This window comes from Pseudomonas sp. MPDS (genome assembly GCF_013283895.1).
GTDB lineage: Bacteria > Pseudomonadota > Gammaproteobacteria > Pseudomonadales > Pseudomonadaceae > Aquipseudomonas > Aquipseudomonas rhizophila.
Genome location: NZ_CP054128.1, coordinates 4446447 through 4469331, shown reverse-complemented (window position 1 = coordinate 4469331; position 22885 = coordinate 4446447). Strand labels below are relative to the sequence as shown.

Here is a 22885-nt window from a genome sequence, read left to right as displayed (position 1 = left end):
TGTTATTTGCCTTGGAGCAATTAAGCGAACAGTTTTGCGGGTAGTTGTTTTTTTGAAGCTCTAACTATTTTAGGGGTTATTTCAAAGAGTATATCCATATCTGTTTCACTAGTTCGGTATGCGCCCATTTTTTCGTGGAAAGATATAACCTTTGTGTTTTCTTTGCGTACATCGAAATGACATTTTTCGAAGCCAAGGTGATCAAAGCCGAATTCGTAGATCAAAAAGGCACTCTCTATTGCGGAGTATCGTGTTTTATCCTCGTTTAGAATCCAGCTTCCCCAGCTAAACGAATTTTCTCGAATGTCATAAATTCGGACTGTTCCACACCGAGTGCCATCAAGCCTCTCAATGATAAAATAGTATTGGTTTCCGGCAGCTTCATCAAATTTGTAGCTTCTAATCCAGCTTCTTTGAGCGTCTATATCCGCAACTACTGAAGATAGATATTTGTTGTAGTTCTCATCAAGCCTAAGCCTCAGAACAAATTCAGCGTCCGACTCTTCGATTAGCCGTAGGCGGATTGATTTTGACGATAAATCCATGGTTTTTTTGCCCTTGTGAGTTGAGGGTCGGAGTTTAGTTTATTGCCCGATCAAATGAAAACAGGTCGGTGCCCATCTACCGGAAAATCAATGCCCCTCAACACCACAACCCGCCATCGAGCGGGATTTTCTGCCTGGAGAAGTTATGGCCGCAACCGAAAGGAATCGCGACATCCTCGCGCGCACTCTGACGGAGAGGCTAAGGGCGAAGGTTTCGCTGGCCAAGTCGCGGTGGCCTGTGTGGTCCGCAACCGAGGGAGCGATGGCAATGCCAAGCCTTGGTGGGGCGATGACTACGCTGGCGTCTGCCTGAAACCTTGGCGGTTCATCTGCTGGAACAAGAACAACTCGAACTATCCGTACTTTAGTGGGTTCAAGCGCGATCCCGCGGAAGCAGTTCACCCAGGCGCAGCGGTCGGCGGATCTAGTGATCTCCGGCGCAGAACCTGACATCACCAATGGCGCGACCACTACTACGCCCCCACCATGCCGAAGCCCCCCGTCTAGGTCAAGGGGCCACTCAGACCCTGAGCCAGGGCAAGCATGTCTTCTACAAGGATGTGCCATGGCACACTGTGTGAAACCTAGCCATTTGCGCAGCAATTCAAGAAAATGCCCCATATCGAAAGATACGGTACATTTTGCTGTGGCGTATATCCAAGGTGGACCACGAAACCAGGCCAGCCTAATCCCGTTTCTCGGGAGGATTTAGAATCTGAAGATCATCACGTTCGCGTGATTGAGGCTTTTGTCGCTGGGCTGAATCCTGTGCAATTGGGCTTTGATAAGGCGACTCACAAAGGCACAGGACGCCCCTCTACGATCCTGCCAACTCAAACCGTATCTTTACGGCTATTACCAGTGAATTCGCCCCTCGCGGCGACTCGCAGCCAGTCAAGCTGGCGGCCATTCTTGCACTACCGCCGCAAGCCAGGCAGCTACCCGTGCCGTCATGGTGCTTGCTGACGTGTTCAAGCGCCAAAGAGCGGGACGTCTGACGGGATATGTTGATCAAGGCCGGTGCTGTAAAGCTTGTTGATCATCGTCAGCGGGATATCGGCACGTCAGGCATGGGGTAGAGGTACACCTTTTCAACGCTGGCATTGGGACGCATCATGGTAACCGGCCCCTATGAAAATCGGGAGCACGGCATTAGCCGGTAACCATCTCCTTGGAATTTGGAGTTTATGAGCGGATATGGTTGTTCAACAGTCCAAGGCCTCCCTCCCATGACCAACACACTCTCCCTCGCCGACCAGATCATCCTGGAGCTGCACGCCGACATCATTGGCGGTCGCCTGCTGCCAGGTATGGCGCTGGTAGAGAACAATCTGGTCTCGGTCTACAACGCGAAGCCGACAAGCGCAAGGCGCACCAAGTGATGAGCCTGTACCTCAGTGATTCCGAACAACTGCTCTTGCAGTTGCTTCCCCTAATCACCTCAGATCAAGGACCCACCCCATGCACAAAAACTACCCAGCCGCCTACCAAGTCAGCAAAGGCTCGGCCCTGCAAGTGGACAAACCCTTCTACGACCGCATCCGAACCCAGCAGGACAAGCGCACTCTGATCGAACAGTTCGAGGTCCCCATCCGTACCGGCCGCGCTTGGCACGTACCCGCCGGGCATGTGTTCCGCGTTACGACTCCGGTGGGCCCGCAGGTGGGGGACTTTAACGTGTGGAATGCCCACGATCCACGGGAACGCCTGTGGGCTGCGCGCACTCGCCAGTTGCAGGGCGCTCATGTCAGCACCCATGACCGGCTGTGGTCGAACCTGCCATTTTTGCGCCCATTGGTGACCATTACCGATGACAGTCTGGCCGATTATGGCATCGACGAGCACGGTGGACGGTTGCACGATCTGCTGGGTACGCGCTGTGATCCGTACGTGAACAGGATGCTGACCGGCGAGGATTTTCACCATCATTGCCACTCGAACCTGACCCGTGCCGTATTACCCCATGGCCTGACCGAGTTCGATGTGCACGATGTGTTGAATATTTTCCAATGTACTGGGCTCAATCATGATGACATGTACTTCATGAAGGCCTGTCCGGCGAAGAAGGGCGATTATTTGGAGTTCTTTGCCGAGATCGATTTGCTGTGTGCCTTGTCCACTTGCCCCGGCGGCGATCTGTCGCTGGCGATGTGGGGGCCGGATGCGCAGGATCCCCTCAGTGTCTGCCGTCCGCTGGGGGTGGAGATCTATCGATTGGAGGATTCATTGCTGGCGGGCTGGAGCCAGCCTGAGCGGGCGGCGTACAAGGGGCTGCATGGCTTGCAGATTGCCAAGGCTGATTGGGAGCAGTGATGTAGCAAGCGCTGGCTTTTTGTGGCGAGGGAGCTTGCTCCCGCTGGGCTGCGTAGCAGCCCCAATAGCCCAAACCCGATTAGCCTGACACTCCGCGCCAGCAGATTCAGGGCCGCTTTGCGCCCCAGCGGGAGCAAGCTCCCTCGCCACAAAGCGTCATGCAATCAGCACTGTCGCGGCTCAACGATCCTTGGCCTCCTTCGCATCCATCTCGGCATTGCGCTCGGCAACACGCTTGCGTTGTTCATCCGTCAGTTCGACCTTGTGGGCGGTGTCGCGCAGCATCATCAAGCCACCCACGATCGAGCCGATTGCAACAATCAGAATTAACCAGGCGTACCAGGGCATAGGGTTCTCCTTGAGGGGGCGATGGACGACGAACGTTTCGCCTGTCCACCGCACCTACCACTTATGAGCGAAGGTTGTTCGCAGTGGTTCCATATTACGCCCGTTGTGCCGGGTTCACCTCAAAGCCCGGTGAGCATCGCATCGGCCGGGGCATCGGCGCGCAGTTGTGCGGTCAGCACAAAGTACAGGAAGCCTACCGCCATGAAACCGAGGAAGATCAGCCCGATCAGGGCATTGAACCAGGCCATCGCTACCAGGCACACCACTGCCAGTACCAGGGCGATACCCGGGATGATCGGATAGCCCGGCGCGCGGAAGGTGCGTTCCAGGTTGGGTTCGGTTTTACGCAGTTTGAACAGGCTGAGCATGCTCATGATGTACATGACGATCGCGCCGAACACCGCCATGGTGATCATGGCGGCGGTCAGGGTCATGCCGCCGAGGTTGATCATGCCGTCGCTGTAGATCGCCGCGATGCCGATCAGGCCGCCGGCGATGATGGCCCGGTGCGGGGTCTGGAAGCGTGAGAGTTTGGCCAGGGAGGCGGGCAGGTAGCCGGCGCGGGCGAGGGCGAAGAACTGGCGCGAGTAGCCGAGGATGATGCCGTGGAAGCTTGCCACCAGGCCGAACAGGCCGATCCACACCAGCATGTGCAACCAGCCGGAGCTCTCCCCGACTACGGTTTTCATGGCTTGGGGCAGCGGGTCGTTGATGTTGGACAGGGTGCGCCAGTCGCCTACGCCACCGGCGAAGAACATCACGCCCATGGCCAGGAACACCAGGGTCAGGATGCCGCTGATGTAGGCCTTGGGAATTGTGCGTTTCGGGTCCTTGGCTTCTTCGGCGGCCATGGCCGCTCCCTCGATGGCCAGGAAAAACCAGATGGCGAAGGGGATTGCGGCGAACATCCCGGCGATGGCCGGCGCGCCGAACACATCGGAACCGGCCCAGCCGTTCAAGGCGAAGCTACTGAAGCTGAACGCCGGGGCGACTACGCCCATGAACACCAGCAGTTCGGCCACCGCCAGCACGCAGACGATCAGTTCGAAGGTCGCCGCCAGTTTCACCCCGAGGATGTTCAGGCCCATGAACACGATATAGGCACCGACCGCTGCGTGTTTCGGGTCCAGGGCCGGGAATTGCACGTTCAGGTAGGCACCGATGGCCAGAGCGATGGCCGGTGGGGCGAAGACGAATTCGATCAGCGTCGCCAGGCCGGCGATTAACCCACCTTTCTCTCCAAAGGCCCGGCGGCTGTAGGCGAATGGTCCGCCAGCGTGGGGGATGGCGGTGGTCAGCTCGGTGAAGCTGAAGATGAAGCAGGTGTACATGGCCGCGACCATGAATGATGTCACCAGAAAGCCCAGCGTTCCGGCAACGCCCCAGCCGTAGCTCCAGCCGAAGTACTCGCCGGAGATCACCAGCCCGACGGCAATGCCCCATAAATGCAGGGTGCCCAGGGTGGGTTTGAGTTGTGTGTTCATCGGTGGCTCCCCCTCGATCCATAGCAAAAGCGCTGGGGTGGGGCAGTGCAGTGGGCGTGCCAGTGTGGCAGTTGTGGTCGTAATGGGTGAAATTGTGTCGTATCGGGGATGTTCGCTGCCTGATGGCTCGATTTTGTGCTCCAGTTCGGAGCGTCAGCGCCAGGGCGGGCCTCATCGCGAGCAGGCTCGCTCCCACAGGGGATCTTCAGTGGAGGCAAATTCTCTATTCACAACAGATCAAATGTGGGAGCGAGCCTGCTCGCGATGAGGCCCACCCAGCCAATCACCAACCCCTTTTTTACACATTCTTTATCCCTCGCCCCCTCTCTCGATCTCGTTCCTTTACGCCCTCCCTGCCGACAATCATTCCACACACGGCATGACGCCGTACGACGGAGAAATCCCATGAGCCTTCTGGACGGGGTGTCGCTGCTGCTGGCAGCGGCGCTGTTCATTTATCTACTGATTGCGCTGTTGCGCGCGGATCGGAACTAGGAGTGGCTATGCACGGTTATGACTACGGGCTGATCCTCGCCTTCTTTGCGCTGGTGCTGATTCCTGCACCGTTTCTGGGGCGTTTCTACTACCGGGTGATGGAAGGCCAGCGCACTTGGCTTTCACCTGTTCTTGGCCCGGTGGAGCGTGGTTGCTATCGCTTGGCCGGCGTCGATCACACCGTTGAGCAGAGCTGGCAGAAGTACACCCTGGCCTTGCTCGCTTTCAACCTGGCCGGCTTTTCGCTGTTGTTCGCGATTCTGTTGTTACAGGGGCATTTGCCACTCAACCCCGAAAAAGTGCCGGGTATGGAATGGACCCAGGCATTCAATACGGCGGTGAGTTTCACCACCAATACCAATTGGCAGTCCTACAGCGGTGAAGCGTCGTTGAGCTACCTGAGCCAGATGCTTGGCCTGGCTGTGCAGAACTTTGTCAGCGCTGCTACCGGCCTGGCCGTGCTGGTGGCGCTGTGTCGCGGAATCGGGCGCAAATCCGCTGCAACGCTGGGTAACTTCTGGGTCGACATGACCCGCGCCACCCTCTACGGGCTGTTACCGCTGTGCCTGTTGCTGGCCCTGTTCCTGGTGTGGCAGGGCGTGCCGCAAACCTTCGCGCACTATGTGCATGGGTTGACGATGCAAGGCGCGGATCAAGTGATTCCATTGGGCCCGGCCGCGAGCCAGATCGCGATCAAGCAACTGGGCACCAACGGTGGTGGTTTCTTCGGCGTCAATTCGGCACACCCCTTCGAAAACCCGACGGCCTGGAGCAACCTGTTCGAAGTTGCCTCGATCATCCTGATTCCCGCCGCGCTGGTGTTCACCTTCGGCCATTACGTCAAGGACCTGCGCCAGAGTCGGGCGATCATCGCCTGCATGCTAGTACTGTTTCTGATCGGCGGCGCCACCTCGTTGTGGGCCGAATCCCAACCCAATCCGGCGCTGCATAACGCTTCGGTGGAGCAGACCGCGCCACTGGAAGGCAAGGAGGCGCGCTTTGGCACCACGGCCACGGTGCTGTGGTCCGTCACCACCACGGCGGCATCCAATGGCTCGGTCAATGGCATGCATGACAGCCTCAATCCTCTGAGCGGCATGGTCTCGCTGGTGAACATGATGGTTGGCGAAGTCATTTTTGGCGGCGTCGGCGCGGGGCTCTACGGGATGCTGCTGAACGTGCTGATCGCGGTGTTCCTGGCTGGATTGATGATTGGCCGTACCCCGGAATACCTGGGCAAAAAGCTCGCTGCCAGGGAAGTGCAACTGCTGGTGATAACCCTGTTGGTCATGCCGGTGAGCGTGTTGGGGCTGGGGGCCATTGCTGCGAGCCTGCCCGGACCTGCTGCAGCGGTGAGCAACCCTGGCGCCCATGGTTTCAGCCAGTTGTTGTATGCCTACACCTCGGCGGGTGCGAACAACGGTTCGGCCTTCGCCGGTTTTGGTGCCAACACACCCTTTCACAATCTGATGCTGGGCCTGGGCATGTTGATCGGTCGTTTCGGCTACATCCTGCCGGTGCTGGCCTTGGCCGGTAGCCTGGCGCTGAAGAAAACCGCGCCTATCGGCCCGAACAGCTTCCCGACCCACGGCCCGCTGTTCGTGACCCTGCTCACCGTGACCATTTTGTTGGTGGGCGGCCTGACCTTCCTGCCGACCCTGGCCCTGGGGCCGATTGCCGAACACCTGAGCCTGGGTTTCTGAGGATCTGATGATGAATATGCCAATGAGCAAAACCGTCGTCGCCAAGGCGTCGGAGCAACCGAAAACCGCGATTTCGGCCTTGTGGCGGCCAGCGCTGGTGCAAGCTTTCGTCAAGCTCGATCCGCGCCAGTTGCACCGCGCCCCGGTGATGCTGGTGGTGGAGCTGACCGCAATTCTCACCACGGTGTTGTGTTTCGTTCCGGACAGCAGCGTGCCGACTTTTGTTGCCGCGCAAATTGCCCTGTGGCTATGGTTCACGGTGCTGTTCGCCAACTTTGCCGAAGCCCTGGCCGAAGGTCGTGGCAAGGCTCGGGCAGACAGTCTCAAGGCCGGTAGCGAAGGCCTCAGCGCACGTCGCCAGACGGCCAACGGCTTTGAGGTGATAGCCGCCACCCGCCTGCGAAAAGGCGACGTGGTACGCGTCGAGGCGGGGGAGATGATTCCTGGCGATGGTGAAGTGATCGAAGGCATCGCCGCAGTGAACGAGGCGGCGATTACTGGCGAATCGGCCCCGGTCATCCGCGAGTCCGGCGGCGACCGTTCAGCCGTCACCGGCAACACGCGCCTGGTCTCCGACTGGCTGCTGATGCGCGTCACCAGTAACCCCGGTGAATCCACCCTGGACCGTATGATCGCCCTCGTCGAAGGCGCCAAGCGGCAGAAGACGCCCAACGAAGTGGCGTTGGATATTCTGCTGATCGGCCTGACGCTGATCTTCCTGCTGGTGGTGGTGACGCTGCAGCCGTTCGCGCATTTCGCCAACGGTAATTTGCCGCTGGTGTTTCTGGTGGCGCTGCTGGTGACGTTGATTCCCACCACCATCGGCGGGCTGTTGTCGGCCATCGGCATCGCCGGGATGGATCGACTGGTACGCCTGAACGTGATCGCCAAGTCCGGCCGCGCCGTGGAAGCGGCGGGGGACGTGCATGTGCTGATGCTGGACAAGACCGGCACCATCACCTTCGGCAATCGTCGTTGTGCCGCGGTTCACGCCGCGCCCGGCGTGAGCGTCAAGGAACTGACCGAAGGCGCGTTATTCGCTTCGTTGGCCGACGACACGGCGGAGGGCAAGTCCATCGTCGAGTACCTGCGGGGTTTGCATTCGCAACCCGAGCCTGGCGCCGAACTGCTGACCGCTGTGCCGTTCAGTGCTGAAACCCGATTGTCCGGTGTCGACTATCAGGGCCGGGTGTACCGCAAAGGGGCCGTGGATTCGTTGCTGAGTTTTATCGGCCTGTCGAAAAGCGAACTGCCACCTGCACTGGCGCGGGAGGTGGACAAGATCGCCCAGAGCGGCGGTACCCCCTTGCTGGTGTGCGTTGACGGCAAGCTGCTGGGGGCGATTCATCTGAAGGACGTGGTCAAGCCCGGTATCCGCGAGCGCTTTGCCGAGTTGCGCAAGTTGGGGATTCGCACGGTGATGGTCACCGGCGACAACCCACTGACTGCCGCCGCCATTGCTGCCGAGGCCGGCGTCGATGACGTGCTGGCCGAGGCCACACCGGAGAAAAAACTGGCGCGCATCCGTCATGAGCAGAATGACGGTCGTCTGGTGGCGATGTGTGGTGACGGTGCCAACGATGCGCCGGCCCTGGCCCAGGCTGACGTCGGCATGGCGATGAACGACGGCACCCAGGCGGCGCGAGAGGCGGCCAACATGGTCGATCTGGACAGCGATCCGACCAAGTTGCTGGACGTGGTGCAAATCGGCAAAGAACTGCTGGTGACCCGTGGGGCCTTGACGACGTTTTCCATCGCCAACGACATCGCCAAGTACTTCGCCATCCTGCCGGCGCTATTTGCCTCGATTTATCCACAACTGGGTGTGCTGAACGTGATGCACCTGAGCAGCCCGCAAAGCGCGATTCTGTCGGCCATTGTGTTCAACGCCTTGATCATCGTGGTGCTGATCCCGTTGGCGTTGCGTGGCGTGCGGGTGCAGGCCGCCAGCGCTGCTGCGCTGCTGCGGCGCAATCTGCTGATCTATGGCCTGGGTGGGATCGTGGTGCCGTTCGTGGGGATCAAGGCGATTGACATGTTGCTGACGGCGCTGGGGCTGGTTTGAGCGGATAACCAACGCTCGCCTTCACCTTGTGGGAGCAATTGCTCCCACAGGTACTTGTTTCATTCAATTCGAGGATTTCTGGATGTTCACTCTGATACGCCCGGCCTTGAGCCTATTGCTTCTGATGACCCTGATCACCGGCGTTGCGTACCCCTTGCTGGTTACGGGCGTGGCGCAAGTCGCGTTTCCCGCCCAGGCCAACGGCAGCCTGATCGTTGATGCCGACGGCAAGGTCCGCGGCTCTCTGTTGATCGCCCAGGATTTCCAGGGCGATGCCTGGTTCCATCCACGTCCATCGGCGGGTGCTTTCGCCACGGTAGCCAGCGGCGCCAGCAACTTTTCCCCGAGCAATCCGGCCCTGGCCGCACGGGTGATCGGTGACGCCCAGGTCTTGCAAGTGCCGGGTCAAGGCCCAGTGCCGTTGGCGCTGCTGACCACCTCGGGCAGCGGACTGGATCCCCACTTGCCACCGGCAGCGATTGCCTATCAACTGGCGCGTGTCGCCGCCGCACGCAATCTGCCGGTATCGTCCGTGCAGCAACTGCTCGACGCTCACATCGAGCAACCGCTGGTGGGGCCGCCGGTGGTGAATGTGCTGGCCTTGAACCTGGCGCTGGAAAAACTGTAGACCCCTGTGGGAGCAAAGCTTTGCTCCCACAGGGCGTTTGATCAACATCTGAAAGAGAACCCGAACACATGAGCGACTCCGGCCGCGCCGATGCACTGTTAGCCAAGCTGCCCCGCAATGACCGGGGCCGGCTCAAGGTCTTCCTGGGTGCGTCGCCGGGTGTCGGCAAGACCTACGCCATGCTGCAGGCGGCCCACACGCAACTGCGCCAAGGTGTCAGGGTGGTTGCCGGCGTCGTGGAGACTCACGGCCGCAGTGAGACTGAAGCGCTGCTCGGTGGTCTGGTGCAGCAGCCGCTGGTGCGTTCGGAGTATCGCGGTGTGATGCTCGAGGAAATGGACCTTGATGGTCTGCTCGCGGCTCGACCGGCCTTGGTGCTGGTGGACGAACTGGCCCACAGCAACGCGCCCGGCAGCCGACATGCCAAACGCTGGCAAGACATTCAGGAGTTGCTGGCCGCCGGCATCGATGTCTACACCACCGTCAATGTCCAGCACCTGGAAAGTCTCAACGATCAGGTGCGCGGTATCACCGGCGTGCAAGTTCGCGAGACGCTGCCCGACTGGGTCCTGCAGGAGGCCGATGAACTGCTGTTGATCGACCTGCCACCGCGCGAGCTGCTGGAGCGCCTGCGCGATGGCAAGGTTTATGTGCCGGAACAGGCGCGCGCTGCGATCGATGCATTTTTCAGCCAGACCAACCTCACCGCATTGCGTGAGCTGGCCATGCAAACTGCCGCTGCACAGGTGGACAACGATCTTGCCCAGGGCTATCGCCAACTGGGCCAGGCGGCTCCGGCGGTGCGGGGACGATTGTTGGTGGGGGTTGACGGTGATGCCCAGGCCGAACGTCTGGTGCGCCACGCCAGCCGCGTCGCCCAGCGTCGGCATCTTCCCTGGAGCCTGGTACACGTGGACAACGGCAGCACGCGGGACGAGCCATCGCGCCAGCGCCTGCAAAATGCCCAGCAATTGGCCGAACGCCTGGGTGGGGAAGTGGTGCTGCTACGGGCCGGTGAAGTCGCCAGGACCTTGATCCAGCACGCCACCGAACGTCGCGCCACGCTGGTGCTGGTGGGACAGTCCAGGCGGCGTCTGCGCCGGCGGCTGTTCGGTGGTGGCTTGGCTTCGCGTTTGCTGCGCGATGCCAGGGGGCTGGAAATCAACGTACTGGATCGCGATGAACAGCCCCCTGCGGCCCGTGAGCGTTCAAACGCCGCCCTGGCTGGTTTCGACTACGTGCTGGCGCTGTTGGCGACGGCGGCGGCCAGTGCGCTGGCTTGGGGGGTCTCCGGGCTTCTTCCCTTGCCTAATATCTCCCTGGTGTTTCTGATGGCGGTGTTGCTGGTGGCGGTTCGCAGCAGCCTCGGCCCTGCGCTGGCCTGCGCGGCGCTGTCGTTCCTGGCCTATGACTTTCTGTTCATCCCACCGAATTTTTCCTTCACCATCCAGCGTGAAGAAGATGTACTCACCCTGGTGTTTTTCTTGCTCATGGCGGCCCTGACCGGCAACCTTGCGGCCCGCCAGCGACGACAGTTGCAGGCGCTGCGCGAGACCCAGCAGGAAACCGGCGAGCTGCTTGATCTGTCCCGCAAACTCACCGCCGCGACCGACCGCCAGGCGGTGATCAGCGCCGCCGCGCAACACCTCAACGGCTGGCACGACCTGCAACTGTGCCTGCTCAACCGTGACGGCCAGGACGGCTGGAAGGTTGAGACAGCTGAACCATTGACCTTCACTGAAGCTGAGCGCGCGGCCGCCGATTGGGCCTGGCAACACGACCAACCGGCCGGCGCCGGCACCGGGACGCTGCCGTCCGGGCGCTGGTGGTGGTGGCCGTTGTCGACAGAGGAGGGCCCGCTGGCGTTGCTGGGCGTTTGCCCGAAAGAAGGCAAGCCGTTGAGCGGCCAGCGGCGTCGTCTGCTGGCGGCCCTCAGTCAGCCGCTGGCGCAGGCCCTGGCTCGGGCGCAACTGGCCCAGGATCTGGAAGCGGCGCGCCTGCACGGTGAAACCGAGCAACTGCGCAGTGCGTTGTTGGCGTCGGTGTCCCACGATTTGCGCACGCCGCTGACCTCCATGCGCGGTAGTATCGACAGCCTGTTGGCGTTGGGAGAGGCGATCCCGCTGGCCGATCGCCGCGAACTGCTGGAAGGCACCCGTGATGAAGCTGAGCGCCTGGATCGCTACATCCAGAACTTGCTGGACATGACTCGTCTCGGCCATGGGGCTCTGAAGCTGGCGCGGGACTGGGTGTCGCCGGCCGATATCGTCGGCAGCGCGTTGAACCGGTTGCGGGCGGTGCTGGCACCGTTGACGGTGGGCATCGAAGTGCCGGCCGAGTTGCCGTTGTTGTATGTTCACGCGGCGTTGATCGAACAGGCCTTGGTGAACGTGCTGGAGAACGCCGCACGATTTTCACCGACTCACGGGCGATTGCTGCTCAGCGCAGGGGCGACGGACAGCGAAGTTTTTTTCGCCGTGGCCGACGAGGGGCCCGGGATCCCTGAAGAAGAGCGCGAGAAAATCTTCGACATGTTCTATACCGCTGCGCGCGGGGATCGCGGCGGGCAGGGCACGGGGCTGGGGCTGGCGATCTGTCAGGGCATGGTCGGTGCCCATGGCGGGCGGATCAGCGTGGACACCGGCCTGGACGGACGCGGTACCTGCATCACCCTGCACCTGCCATTACAGACACAACCGGGCCTGGACGATGAAGCCTGAGCGGCGCTGGGTTACTCTCTTTCCACCTGATTGCATTGAACGGACCTCATGAGCCAGACCGCGACCCTTTTGGTCATCGATGACGAACCGCAGATTCGCAAATTCCTGCGCATCAGCCTGACTTCCCAAGGCTACAAGGTGCTCGAAGCCGGCACCGGCGCCGAAGGCCTGGCCCAGGCGGCGCTGAACAAGCCCGATCTGCTGGTGCTCGACCTGGGCCTGCCGGACATGGACGGCCAGCAGGTACTGCGCGAGTTTCGCCAATGGTCCACGGTGCCGGTGCTGGTGCTCTCGGTGCGGGCCAGCGAAGCGCAGAAAGTCGAGGCACTGGACAACGGCGCCAATGATTACGTCACCAAGCCGTTCGGCATCCAGGAGTTTCTGGCGCGCATTCGTGCCTTGTTGCGTCAGGCCCCGGCAGGCGAGGCGCGGGAAGCGGCGCTGACGTTTGGTCCGCTGACGGTGGACCTGGCTTATCGCCGGGTCCTGCTCGATGGCACCGAAGTGGCCCTGACCCGCAAGGAATACGCCGTGCTGGCGCAATTGGCGCGCCATCCCGGGCGGGTCATTACCCAGCAGCAATTGCTCAAGGACATTTGGGGCCCGACCCACACCGAAGACACCCATTACTTGCGGATCGTGGTCGGTCATCTGCGGCAAAAACTGGCTGACGACCCGACCCGGCCCCGGTTCATTGCGACCGAGGCGGGGGTTGGGTATCGGTTGTTGGGGGAGGGTGGACTTTGAGTTTGATGTTGGCTGAGCTGCCGTCATCGCGAGCAGGCTCGCTCCCACAGGCGTTGTGATGTTCTTGAATCCGCAGATCTAGTGTGGGAGCGAGCCTGCTCGCGAAGAGGCCCTCACCGCCACGAGCGCTCTATCAGTTCTGCTCATTCTCATAGCGATCCAACGTATCGCTGGCAATCTCCCGCCCCAGGGCGATCAGCTCCGGCGCCTTGTAGAACTCGAAAAACCGGCACACCCGTTTAGGCACGTTGATCAGCACATCCGGTGGATACCCGGCGATCTTGTATTGGGCCAGGGACGTCTGCATCACCTCGAAACTCTGGTTGATCAGATCCAGCAGCGAGGCCGGGCCAACGTTGTCGATGATGAACGAACCGGTCGCCGATTTTGGCGCACCTTCGGATTCCGGCGCGGCGGCCGGTTGTTGGCCCTCGGGCTCGGCGGATTCCAGCCATGGATTGATCTCGGCGGCTTCGGCTTTTAGCGCCTCCTGTTCCAGCAGCAGCAACTGCTCGGCTTGCTTGCGACGGAACGGTAGACGCGAGCCCAGGGAACTGACGAGGGTGTCGAAGCGACGCTTGAACGCTGCCGGGCGCTGGATGACCGGCAGTCGGTACTGTTTCTGGTTGGTGGCGTTGAGGTTGACCGCGATGATCAGGTCGCAATGGCTCGACACCACCGGCACGATGGGTAACGGATTGAGCAGGCCGCCATCCACCAGCATGCGGTTGCCTTGCATCACGGGGGTGAACAGGCTGGGAATCGCCGCCGAGGCGCGCATTGCCTGATGCAGGCAACCTTCCTGGAACCAGATTTCCTGCTGATTGGTCAGGTCGGTGGCCACGGCAGTGTAGGGAATACGCAGGTCTTCGATATTGAGTTCGCCGACGATCTTGCGAATTTGCCCGAAGACTTTCTCGCCGCGAATCGCCCCCAGGCGAAAGCTGACGTCCACCAGTCGCAGCACATCCAGGTAATCCAGGCTTTCAATCCAGTTACGGTAATCGTCGAGCTTGCCCGCAGCATAGATTCCGCCCACCACGGCACCCATGGAGCAGCCGGCGATGCAAGCGATGTCGTAGCCACGTCGTTCGATTTCTTCGATCACCCCGATATGGGCGTAGCCCCGGGCGCCACCCGATCCCAGTACCAATGCGACACGTTTTGTCATGACCCGGCCTCTCGTAAAACAGACTTTAACAATGCACTTATCGACGGCTGGGCTCAATCGTTGTGGCGCAGGTGTCGTTTTTTGATACGCCGTGCCGGCATTTGCGTATGCTCGCCCACACTTGTATTTACGCGGTCGGGCATTGGCACTTTTTGCGGGCTGGACCGTCTTACTTGCACGACTGTTGACCTGACTTGAGGTGTAATTGATGAAAGCCCGGATTTGTCTGCCCCTGGTGGCATCCTTGATGGTTTTGGCCCTGGCCGGTTGTGCCGGCAAGACCGCTTACCGCGATAGCTGCGGCAGCCAGCTCGACAGTGCCTGGCGCGAACTGGACCTGGCCAAGGCCGAAGGTTTTGCCGGCACCGTGAGTTATTCCAAGGCCCTGTCGTTGTTGACCGGCGCCAAGACCCAGCAGCAGTTCGAAGCGTTTGAGGGGTGCACCAAAAAGGCCGAGAAGGCCCGTTTCTACATCCGCGAATCCCGCGCAGGGCGTTAATAGCAGCGACAAGCTGTCAGCGGCAAGCTACAAGTTAGGGGAGCACTCTGCTCCTCACTTGAAGCTTGCCGCTTGACGCTCAACGCTACGTACGGAGTACGTCCCCATGATTGATCGGCTGGTGGCCCGGATACTGGGCCTGGAAGTCCGGCTGCTGGCCTGTCAGGCCCGCCTCAATGCCCATACCGACAGTGAAGCCCTGCATGACCTGCGGACCACGGTCCGCCGTTTGCGCAGCTTGCTTCGTCCGTTGCGCGGTTTGCCGGGTGTCGAGCAACTGGAAACGGCGGCTTCGGCGGTCGGCGCGCTGACCACGCCCCTGCGTGACCGGGAAGTGCTGGCCGCCTACCTTGAGCAGCACGGCAAGATCGAAGCCGCGCGGCAGCGCCAGGTGCAAATGGCCGATGCTTATCCCGCCGTTGCCGGCAGCCCGGAGCTGGCCCAATTGCTGATGGTGCTTGACGCTTTCCCGCGCTTCATTCGCGCGGCGCAACGTCAGGACCTGCTTAAAGGTCTGCGCAAGCGCATCGAAAAGCGCCTGGACAAACAATGGAAGAAACTCGGCGAAGCCTTGGGCGATCCGGCCCATGATCGCCACCGTTTGCGGCTGCTGATCAAGCGTGTGCGCTACGCCATCGAAGCCTACCCCGAACTTGACCGCCTACCCGAAGCGGCCATGCCACGGCTCAAGTCCGCCCAAGGCGCCTTGGGGGACTGGCACGATTGCTGGCAATGGCTGGCCAGGGCCAAGCAGGAAAGTGACTTGCAATCCTGCGTGCCGGTCTGGCTCAGCACCATGGAAAAGGCCGAGGCCAAGTCCGATAAAGTGCTCGATAAACTCGTTGCCAGTTGCTTCAAAAAATCCTGAGCCCTGCAGATATTCCCTTATGGGAGCGAGCCTGCTCGCGATAGCGCCGCGTCAGTCACCAGTTATTCAAGCTGACTCACCGCTATCGCGAGCAGGCTCGCTCCCACAGTAGATTGGCGGGGTTGGGATGCCGCGGCCTATCTGTCAGTCTCTTTGGCCAGAATGAGCGCTGTGCCACCCGTCTGGGCTGGTTAAGATTCCTGCATCTTTTTCCCATGTTTTCGAGGTTGTCATGCGCTTTTCCGATTTGATCGATGCCGTGCGCCGTCAGCCTGACTGCGTGATCATCGCGCCTGAATGGGGTCAGGGACGCGCCAGTTTTGGCGGGCTGGTGGCGGCGCTGCAATATGAAGCGATGCGTGCGCGGGTTCCTGCGGATCGCCCGGTGCGTTCGCTGGCGATCACCTTCGTCGGGCCGGTAGAGGCCGACGTACCCGTCAGTTTCGAAGTCGACGTATTGCGTGAAGGCAAGGCGGTCAGCCAGGTATTGGGGCGAGCGGTACAGAACGGTCAGGTAGTGACCGTGGTACAAGGCAGCTTCGGCGCCTCGCGCTCTTCCGTGGTGGCGGTCCAGGCCGACCCCGCGCCTGAGTTCAAAAGCGTGGAGCAATGCCAGGAGCTGCCCTACATCAAGGGCGCTACACCGGAATTCATGCGTCACCTGGCGCTGTGCTGGAGTGTTGGTGGCCTGCCGTTTACGGGCAACAAATCCCGCAGCATGGGGGGCTGGGTGCGCCTGCGTGGTGATGTCAAAGAGGAGCCGCTGAACGAGGGGCACATCCTGGCATTGGTCGATGCCTGGCCTCCGGCGCTGCTACCCCATCTCACTCAAATGGCACCGGGCAGTACGCTCACCTGGACCATTGAGTTCGTCCAGCCACTGCTGGAACTCACGACACTGGACTGGTGTAAATACCTGGCCGAGATCGAGCATGCCCAGGACGGCTATGGCCATGTCGCCGCCAGGTTCTGGAGCGCGGATGGTCGCTTGATCGCCCTGAGCCGGCAGACAGTGACAGTTTTCGCCTAAGGCTCTTCATGACCGTGGCACTGCAACACGAGTGCGGCAATCATGCCGAGGGAGCCGATGGCGACATTGGCCAGGCTGAGGCTGAACACCCCCGATACCATCAGCAAAAACGCGACGATGAACAGCGGCACGGCAATCTGGTGCAACACCGGATTGCTCGGGTGACCATGATGGTCAAGGCAGGTGCGCCATTGCCAGGCCGGGAAGTGGGGGTGACGTTTGCCCATGATGCTGATCCTTGAGTTCGATAAACCGAATAACCCAAGCGTAAGCCCGGCCGGGCAGCGCGACGAATCGCGGTTGGCTATCGACGTGATAGGTGGCCATAGCCTTTCACCGTTGTGGGAGCAAGGCTTGCCCGCGATGCAGGCGCCTCGTTCCCCAGGGAGACCATATTGTCTTCATCGCGGGCAAGCCTTGCTCCCACAGATAACCCCCAGGCCAGGTCAATTGGCAGCGGGGCCCTAGAGCCTGAGCTGCCCGATCGCCTTGTTCAACTCACCGGCCAACGTCGCCAGCTCATGGCTGGTGGTGGCCGAGTTCACCGTCTGTCGCACGGTGTTTTCAGTCACGTCACGAATACTCACGACCGCCCGGTTCATTTCCTCGGCAACCTGGCTTTGCTGCTCGGCCGCCACGGCGATCTGGGTGTTGCTCTCGCGCATCTGCGCCACCGCCCCGGTGATTTGCTCCAGAGCCTCACCGGCTTCCCGGGCCTGTTGCACGCAATCGTCGGCCTTGTAGGAGCTTTCCTGCATGAAATCCACCGCGTCCCGGGTTCCCGCCTGCAAGGCCGACACCATGGCGGTGATTTCATCCGTGGAGGTCTGTACCCGCTTGGCCAGGTTGCGTACTTCGTCGGCCACCACTGCAAACCCTCGACCCATTTCCCCGGCTCGCGCCGCCTCAATGGCCGCGTTGAGCGCCAGTAGATTGGTCTGTTCGGCGATGCTGTGGATCACGCTGACCACGCTGTTGATCTTCTGGCTGTCCTCGGCCAGGCGCTGGATCATTTCGGCGGTCTGCTGCACGCCGCGGGAGAGTCCGGTGATCGACTGTTGCACCCGGCTGACTACTTCGCGGCCATTGCCGGCCAAGGTATCGGCGCTTTTCGACAGGTCGCGGGTGGCGCCGGCATGTTGGGCGATGTGATAAACCGTAGCGGACATCTCGTTGATCGCCGTCGCCGCCTGATCGGTTTCGCTTTGCTGGCCGAGCATGCCGTGGCGAACATCGTTCATGCTCGATGCCAGGCGTGCTGCACCGCTGTCCAGTTGCCGAGCAGTGCTGGCAACGGTGTCAACCACACGTTGATATCCGGCTTGCATGGCATTGAACGCCGCCGCCATCTGGCCCACTTCGTCCTTGCAGGCCAAGGGGACGCGGGCGGACAGGTCACCGGTTTTTTCCACGTGCAGCATCACATCCTTCAGGGTGTTGAGCTGGCTGAGCAGAAACCGGATTAGCAGCTGCGATGCGCCCAGCATGGCCAGCATCAACACGAACACCGCCACGGCGTATTGGCTGAAGCGTTCCCTGAACACCTGGCTCAGGCTTGCGCCTTGGGCCAGCACGGCCAACTGTTGGCCGTCACCGCCACGGATTACTTCGGCGCCCAGCAGTGGGTTGTCGCCCAACAGGGGGCTGGCCGAGAGTGCTACCCAGCCGTTGGCCTCTGCTATTGAAGGCAATGATTGATCGTTCAATGTGGGAATCTGGCCGCGCTGGAATGCCAGCAGGTGATCGGCCTTGGGCAATGGCTGCCCGGCAGGCCAGGCACTGAGCAAGCGTGCCTGGGCCTGGGCGTTTGCCTGGGCCGCATGGTTGCGCGCCTGTTGTTCGAGCTGCACCGCGTAGAGTACGAGCAGCAAGGTCGTGACAAAGGCGACCGCATTGACCGCCCAGAATTTGTACTTCAGTGAGATATTGCTAAGCCAGGCACCCATGGAAGGTCTTCTCTGATAGCGGAAACAGTTTTGGCAAGGTGCCATTATTGTGCCGCTATCCAAGGTGCGGGGTGTTGATATGGGTCAACAGACAACGCCTATCCCCTGTGGGAGCGAGCCAGCTCGCGATAGCGGTGTATCAGTCGGCCTATGGGCAAAGCTGATCCACTGCTATCGCGAGCAGCTCGCTCCTACAGGTTTTCATTGGGTCAGGAGAGGGTGGGCAAGCCAAAAAACGCGCGGGCACAGGCGGTGCTATGGGCAGCGAGGTCTTCCTGGCTTTCGCCCCGGTGCAAGGCGACTTCGCGCAAGGTTTCCGTCAGGTAGGCCGGTTCGTTTCGACCATTCTTGGGTTTGGGGCGCAGTGTGCGAGGCAACAGGTACGGTGCATCGCTTTCAAGCATCAAGCGAGTGCGAGGAATTTCCCGTACCAATGGATGCAAATGGGTGCCCCGGCGCTCGTCGCAGATCCAGCCTGTGATGCCTATATGCAAGTCCAGGTCTAGATAGCTGAACAGGGCCTTTTTTTCACCGGTAAAGCAGTGCACCACCGCTGCGGGCAATTGGTCGCGAAAATCCCGCAGGATTTCCAGCAGTCGCTGATCGGCATCACGTTCGTGAAGAAAGACCGGCAATTGCAACTCCACCGCCAGGGCGAGGTGTTCTTCCAGGACTTTTTCCTGCTGCGGGCGCGGGGAGAAGTCCCGGTTGAAATCCAGCCCGCATTCACCCACTGCGCGAACGCGGTCTTGTTTCAGCAGGTCTTTGAGGTGCCTGGCGCTATCGGCGGTCCAGTCGCTGGCGCTATGGGGGTGAACACCGGCGGTGGAAAATAGCCGCTCCCCGGTGTCATCGAGGCGCTGGCACAGCTCAAACGCCTGTTCGCTGCCGTCGACGCTGGTACCGGTCAAGACCAGTTGGCAGACACCGGCCGCATAGGCGCGCTCAAGCACGGCCTCGTGTTTGTCGGCAAAACTGGGGTTGGTCAGGTTGACGCCGATATCGATGAGTTGCATGGTGCTACCTCGACCCAAAGGCCGCAAAGCATATCAGAGCTGTAGATTTATAAGAAAAGCCAAGAACTACAACGAGTTGAGGTTGTCTGTTGAGGCCGCCAGACCGGTCGGGTTGGTATAAACGCCAGCACTGTGCCAGTCTTTCGCACTTTTCAGCGCCCCAGGTGCTCTGTTTCTGTCGACCCCAGCTTCGATATTTCAAGGCTGCGGGCCGCGGTATCCTTTCGGAGAGTGGATGACACGTCCCCAAGTGTTGTTGCTGCTGTGTTGTTCGCTGTTGCTGCCGATGCCGGCCGAGGCGCGGCTGCCCGGCCCGGTACAGGTGGTAGCGCCGACTACGGTGCGCGACCTTGCGCAAATCCGCAGCAGCCGGGTGCTGAAAGTTTTGGTCAACCAGAGCCGCAACAGCTCTGGCGAAGTCAAGGGGCAACCCATTGGCGTCGAATATCATCGCTTACGTGCCTTCGAGCAATACCTCAACGGCCACGCTCGGGATGACCAGAAAATCACCCTCAAAATCATTCCCAAGGCCAAGGACCAACTGCTGGGCGCCTTGCAACGCGGAGAAGGCGATCTGGTCGCGCCCGGCGAGTTGCTCGAGCCCCTGGCTGGCCTTGCGGTCAGCGCCAGCAATCCGATTCGCACCGACGTGCCGTTGCTTCTGGTGGGAGCCAAGGGCCAGCGGCGCTACACCCGCGTAGAGCAACTGTCGGGCAAGACCCTGGCCCTGCCCAACGGTAGCGCCGCAGGGGAAGCCCTGAGTCAGATCAACCAGAAGCTGGCACTGCGTAAATTACCGCCGGTGAAGATCGAGTGGGTCGACCCGACCCTGGCGGTGGAAGATGTGCTGGAAATGGTTCAGGCCGGGATTTTCCATCTGACCATCGTCGAGCAGCCCATTGCCGAACGCTGGAGCAAGATCCTGCCCAAGCTGCGTTTCGACCGGCAGGTGCTCATTGGCGAGCCGGCTGACGAGTATTGGTTTGTCCGTCGTGACGCCGCCATGCTGCGAGCGAGCATCGACCGCTTCCTGACGACTTATAAGGCGCCTTCCAATCAGGACGCGGCGTTTCTGCGCATCTATCGCCGCTTGTACCGGGTTCACTATCCGCTGGCCCGTGCCAATCGCCAGCGTCTTGAGAAACTGCGCCCGGTGTTGCAAAAACATGCCACGGCCCAAGGCATGGATTGGCTGAACCTGGCGGCACTGGCGTTCAAGGAGTCTTCCCTGCAACCCAATGCCCGCAGTGGCAGCGGCCCTACGGGTCTTATGCAGATTACCCCTTCAGCAGCCCAGAGGGTCGGGGTGCGCAACATCCAGAACCTGGACGCCAACGTGCAGGCTGGCGCCAAGTACCTGGCCTTGATACGCCGAAAGTTTTTCGCCAGCCCCAAGCTCAATGAGCGCGAGCGAATGGCCTTCGTCCTGGCCGCCTACAACATGGGGCCTGAGCGTGTCCAAGGCATGCGGGCCGAGGCCAGGCGGCGGGGACTCAATCCCAATCAGTGGTTCTTCCAGGTCGAACGCATCGCCATGGAGCAGGTGGGAATGGGCGCAGTAAGCTACGTTAATAGTGTGAACAAATACTATCTGGCATTTGATCGTGAACGGGAGTCGCTGGAACCCAGGGAACAAAAGGTTGTTGTGCGTAAATGATCGAGTAAACTGATTGGTATCACGGATTTTTTCCGCTTTTATCATGCATTTTGTTGATTAATATAGCGGCCAACCCACTTATCCCAAGGAATGAACCTAATGAGCACTTTCATCAACAAAGTTCTGTTTACTCGCGCTGGCTATGGCCTGACTGTCCTGCGCATCGTTGTCGGGATCATCTTCGCCGCCCACGGCTCCCAGAAACTCTTCGGCCTGTTCGGTGGCTACGGCCTGACGGGGACGGCGCAGTGGATGGAAAGCATTGGCCTGACCCCCGGTTATCTGATGGCGACACTGGCCGGCGGTACTGAGTTTTTCGCCGGGCTGGCCTTGATCATCGGTCTGCTGGCCCGTCCAGCGGCGCTGGGACTGGCCTTCCTGTCGCTGGTGGCGATTTTCTCCGTGCACATTGGCAACGGTCTGTTCATGGCCAACAACGGTTATGAGTTTGCCCTGGCTTTGCTGGCAGGCAGCGTCGCGGTGCTGATCGAAGGTGCTGGCAAGTTGTCTGTCGACCAGGCCATCGCCCGCTGATTGCATACCTGAATCATTGAAGGCCCGTCTGGAACGGGCCTTTTTTGTGCGCGCAGATTCTTGACAATGGCCGGTCAGCTTCTCTAGGATGCCGCTCATGCGCCGATTTAAACAGCTACTTGCGGGGCGCCAGGTGACTCATAGTCACCGATAGAAGCCGGTTACACGGGGCTTCGAAATACCGCTAAAGCGCTGGTTCGGTGTTGCCTCTCACCTGCCATGCAGACTTTTGAGGCAGAGACACGACACGATGAACGCATCCAGCCCCCTTGTACGTCTTGCGCCGATCACGGCGAACCTTCTGCAACGCAATCCAAAAATCCTTCTGGGCGGTACTCACCAGCCTACGCTATTGCGCTATCTCGACGGCTGGCCGCGACGCAACCACGGGCCGGCGGCGTTCCTTATCCAGTTTGTCGAAGACGGTGAGTCTCTGGCGCGTTTTGCCGACGACAGTTTCGATCTGGCCGTTATCCAGTCCCCCAGTGCGGCGCACGCCAGCGAAATGATCCGGCAATTGACCCGCGTGGCCCGACAGGGGCTGATTACTCGCCGCTGAGGTGAGCTGAGATGACTTGGTTTTTCGGGCCTTGGGCCGGTGAAGCTTTATATGTATTCAATGTGAGTGACATATAAAAGTTGTTCACCTGCGGGCGTTTGAACCTTGATCTCAGCATCCAGCGCTTTGCCGATCAACGCCCGCGCCAAGGGCGAGTCGATGCTGATGAGGTTCTTTTTCAGGTCCAGTTCGTCGGGGCCGACGATGCGATAGCGAGACTCTTTGCCGTCCTCATCTTCAACCGTGACCCAAGCGCCGAAATACACTTTGTTCGGGTCACTGGGTTTTTCACTGACCACCTTGAGGGCTTCCAGGCGCTTGGTGAGGAAACGCACGCGGCTGTCGATTTCCCGCAGCATTTTCTTGCCATAGGTGTATTCGGCGTTTTCCGAACGATCCCCCTGGGCCGCCGCCTCGCTGACTGCTTGGGTCACCTGAGGGCGGCGCACATGCCACAGTTCATGAAATTCAGCGCGCATCCGCGCCTCGCCCTCAGGGGTGATCAACGCGGTGCCGGCGGTGCGGGGTGGGCGATAACGGCTCATGGCAACTTCTTG

General features: G+C 60.5%; 20 protein-coding genes and 2 pseudogenes. 14 read left to right on the top strand and 8 right to left on the bottom strand.

What is annotated here, in order from left to right; genetic code table 11:
• Positions 1-20: 20 nt before the first annotated feature.
• Entirely contained in the window at positions 21-545 is a 525-nt protein-coding gene (locus HQ912_RS19615; RefSeq protein ID WP_173407182.1) for a GNAT family N-acetyltransferase, read from the bottom strand.
• A gap of 1229 nt (positions 546-1774) precedes the next feature.
• Between HQ912_RS19615 and HQ912_RS19600 the strand changes: the two are divergent.
• Both HQ912_RS19600 and HQ912_RS19595 read left to right on the top strand, forming a co-directional pair.
• A pseudogene (locus tag HQ912_RS19600) lies at positions 1775-1915 on the top strand (GntR family transcriptional regulator); the annotation flags it as partial.
• A gap of 91 nt (positions 1916-2006) precedes the next feature.
• A complete protein-coding gene (locus HQ912_RS19595) occupies positions 2007-2858 on the top strand; it encodes an urea carboxylase-associated family protein (protein WP_173407181.1) in 852 nt (283 codons plus the stop codon).
• 180 nt (positions 2859-3038) lie between these two features.
• On the opposite strand, the gene HQ912_RS19590 is transcribed toward HQ912_RS19595, so the two are convergent.
• Positions 3039-3206, bottom strand: a complete 168-nt coding sequence (locus HQ912_RS19590) for a DUF2897 family protein (protein WP_014337248.1) — start codon at positions 3204-3206, stop codon at positions 3039-3041.
• 119 nt (positions 3207-3325) lie between these two features.
• Entirely contained in the window at positions 3326-4690 is a 1365-nt protein-coding gene (eat, locus tag HQ912_RS19585; protein WP_076385740.1) for an ethanolamine permease, read from the bottom strand.
• 405 nt (positions 4691-5095) lie between these two features.
• Here eat and kdpF point away from each other — a divergent pair, with 405 nt between their 5' ends.
• The 6 genes from kdpF to HQ912_RS19555 all read left to right on the top strand — a co-directional run bounded on the left by kdpF (position 5096) and on the right by HQ912_RS19555 (position 13048).
• A complete protein-coding gene (gene kdpF / locus HQ912_RS19580) occupies positions 5096-5185 on the top strand; it encodes a K(+)-transporting ATPase subunit F (RefSeq protein ID WP_047226333.1) in 90 nt (29 codons plus the stop codon).
• Between the two features lie 8 nt (positions 5186-5193).
• A complete protein-coding gene (gene kdpA, locus HQ912_RS19575) occupies positions 5194-6888 on the top strand; it encodes a potassium-transporting ATPase subunit KdpA (RefSeq protein WP_047226334.1) in 1695 nt (564 codons plus the stop codon).
• A gap of 10 nt (positions 6889-6898) precedes the next feature.
• Positions 6899-8953 carry a potassium-transporting ATPase subunit KdpB gene (gene kdpB / locus HQ912_RS19570; protein WP_173407180.1) on the top strand — a complete coding sequence of 685 codons (2055 nt, stop codon included), beginning with the start codon at positions 6899-6901 and terminating at the stop codon, positions 8951-8953.
• Positions 8954-9035: 82 nt separating this feature from the next.
• A complete protein-coding gene (gene kdpC / locus HQ912_RS19565) occupies positions 9036-9581 on the top strand; it encodes a potassium-transporting ATPase subunit KdpC (RefSeq protein ID WP_173407179.1) in 546 nt (181 codons plus the stop codon).
• A 68-nt stretch (positions 9582-9649) separates the two neighbouring features.
• Positions 9650-12301, top strand: coding sequence for a sensor histidine kinase (locus tag HQ912_RS19560; protein WP_076385734.1), 2652 nt, complete (start codon positions 9650-9652; stop codon positions 12299-12301).
• A 48-nt stretch (positions 12302-12349) separates the two neighbouring features.
• Positions 12350-13048 carry a response regulator gene (locus HQ912_RS19555; RefSeq protein ID WP_047226338.1) on the top strand — a complete coding sequence of 233 codons (699 nt, stop codon included), beginning with the start codon at positions 12350-12352 and terminating at the stop codon, positions 13046-13048.
• Between the two features lie 133 nt (positions 13049-13181).
• On the opposite strand, the gene HQ912_RS19550 is transcribed toward HQ912_RS19555, so the two are convergent.
• The gene (locus tag HQ912_RS19550) at positions 13182-14219 is read right to left on the bottom strand and encodes a patatin-like phospholipase family protein (RefSeq protein WP_047226339.1); all 1038 of its coding nucleotides are present in this window, start codon (positions 14217-14219) and stop codon (positions 13182-13184) included.
• A gap of 208 nt (positions 14220-14427) precedes the next feature.
• Here HQ912_RS19550 and HQ912_RS19545 point away from each other — a divergent pair, with 208 nt between their 5' ends.
• From HQ912_RS19545 to HQ912_RS19535, 3 genes are all read left to right on the top strand, one after another.
• Complete coding sequence (locus HQ912_RS19545) at positions 14428-14718, top strand: hypothetical protein (RefSeq protein ID WP_039588883.1); 291 nt, start codon at positions 14428-14430, stop codon at positions 14716-14718.
• 106 nt (positions 14719-14824) lie between these two features.
• Positions 14825-15586: a CHAD domain-containing protein gene (locus HQ912_RS19540; RefSeq protein ID WP_047226340.1), complete on the top strand. Its 762-nt coding sequence runs from the start codon at positions 14825-14827 to the stop codon at positions 15584-15586.
• 232 nt (positions 15587-15818) lie between these two features.
• On the top strand, positions 15819-16616 hold the full coding sequence (locus HQ912_RS19535; protein WP_107322168.1) for an acyl-CoA thioesterase: 798 nt from the start codon (positions 15819-15821) through the stop codon (positions 16614-16616).
• Between the two features lie 8 nt (positions 16617-16624).
• On the opposite strand, the pseudogene HQ912_RS19530 reads toward HQ912_RS19535, so the two are convergent.
• From HQ912_RS19530 to HQ912_RS19520, 3 genes and pseudogenes are all read right to left on the bottom strand, one after another.
• A pseudogene (locus HQ912_RS19530) lies at positions 16625-16843 on the bottom strand (terminase); the annotation flags it as partial.
• Positions 16844-17080: 237 nt separating this feature from the next.
• Positions 17081-18562 (bottom strand): methyl-accepting chemotaxis protein, encoded by a 1482-nt coding sequence (locus HQ912_RS19525; RefSeq protein ID WP_173407178.1) that lies wholly within the window; start codon positions 18560-18562, stop codon positions 17081-17083.
• A 209-nt stretch (positions 18563-18771) separates the two neighbouring features.
• On the bottom strand, positions 18772-19578 hold the full coding sequence (locus HQ912_RS19520; RefSeq protein WP_076385724.1) for a TatD family hydrolase: 807 nt from the start codon (positions 19576-19578) through the stop codon (positions 18772-18774).
• 235 nt (positions 19579-19813) lie between these two features.
• On the opposite strand from HQ912_RS19520, the gene HQ912_RS19515 reads away from it, so the two are divergent.
• The 3 genes from HQ912_RS19515 to HQ912_RS19505 all read left to right on the top strand — a co-directional run bounded on the left by HQ912_RS19515 (position 19814) and on the right by HQ912_RS19505 (position 22328).
• Positions 19814-21235, top strand: a complete 1422-nt coding sequence (locus tag HQ912_RS19515) for a transglycosylase SLT domain-containing protein (RefSeq protein WP_047226344.1) — start codon at positions 19814-19816, stop codon at positions 21233-21235.
• 99 nt (positions 21236-21334) lie between these two features.
• Positions 21335-21769 (top strand): DoxX family protein, encoded by a 435-nt coding sequence (locus tag HQ912_RS19510; RefSeq protein WP_047226345.1) that lies wholly within the window; start codon positions 21335-21337, stop codon positions 21767-21769.
• 250 nt (positions 21770-22019) lie between these two features.
• The gene (locus HQ912_RS19505) at positions 22020-22328 is read left to right on the top strand and encodes a hypothetical protein (protein WP_047226346.1); all 309 of its coding nucleotides are present in this window, start codon (positions 22020-22022) and stop codon (positions 22326-22328) included.
• A gap of 47 nt (positions 22329-22375) precedes the next feature.
• Here HQ912_RS19505 and greB read toward each other — a convergent pair whose 3' ends face one another.
• Positions 22376-22873: a transcription elongation factor GreB gene (gene greB / locus HQ912_RS19500; protein ID WP_047226347.1), complete on the bottom strand. Its 498-nt coding sequence runs from the start codon at positions 22871-22873 to the stop codon at positions 22376-22378.
• Between the last annotated feature and the right edge of the window lie 12 nt (positions 22874-22885).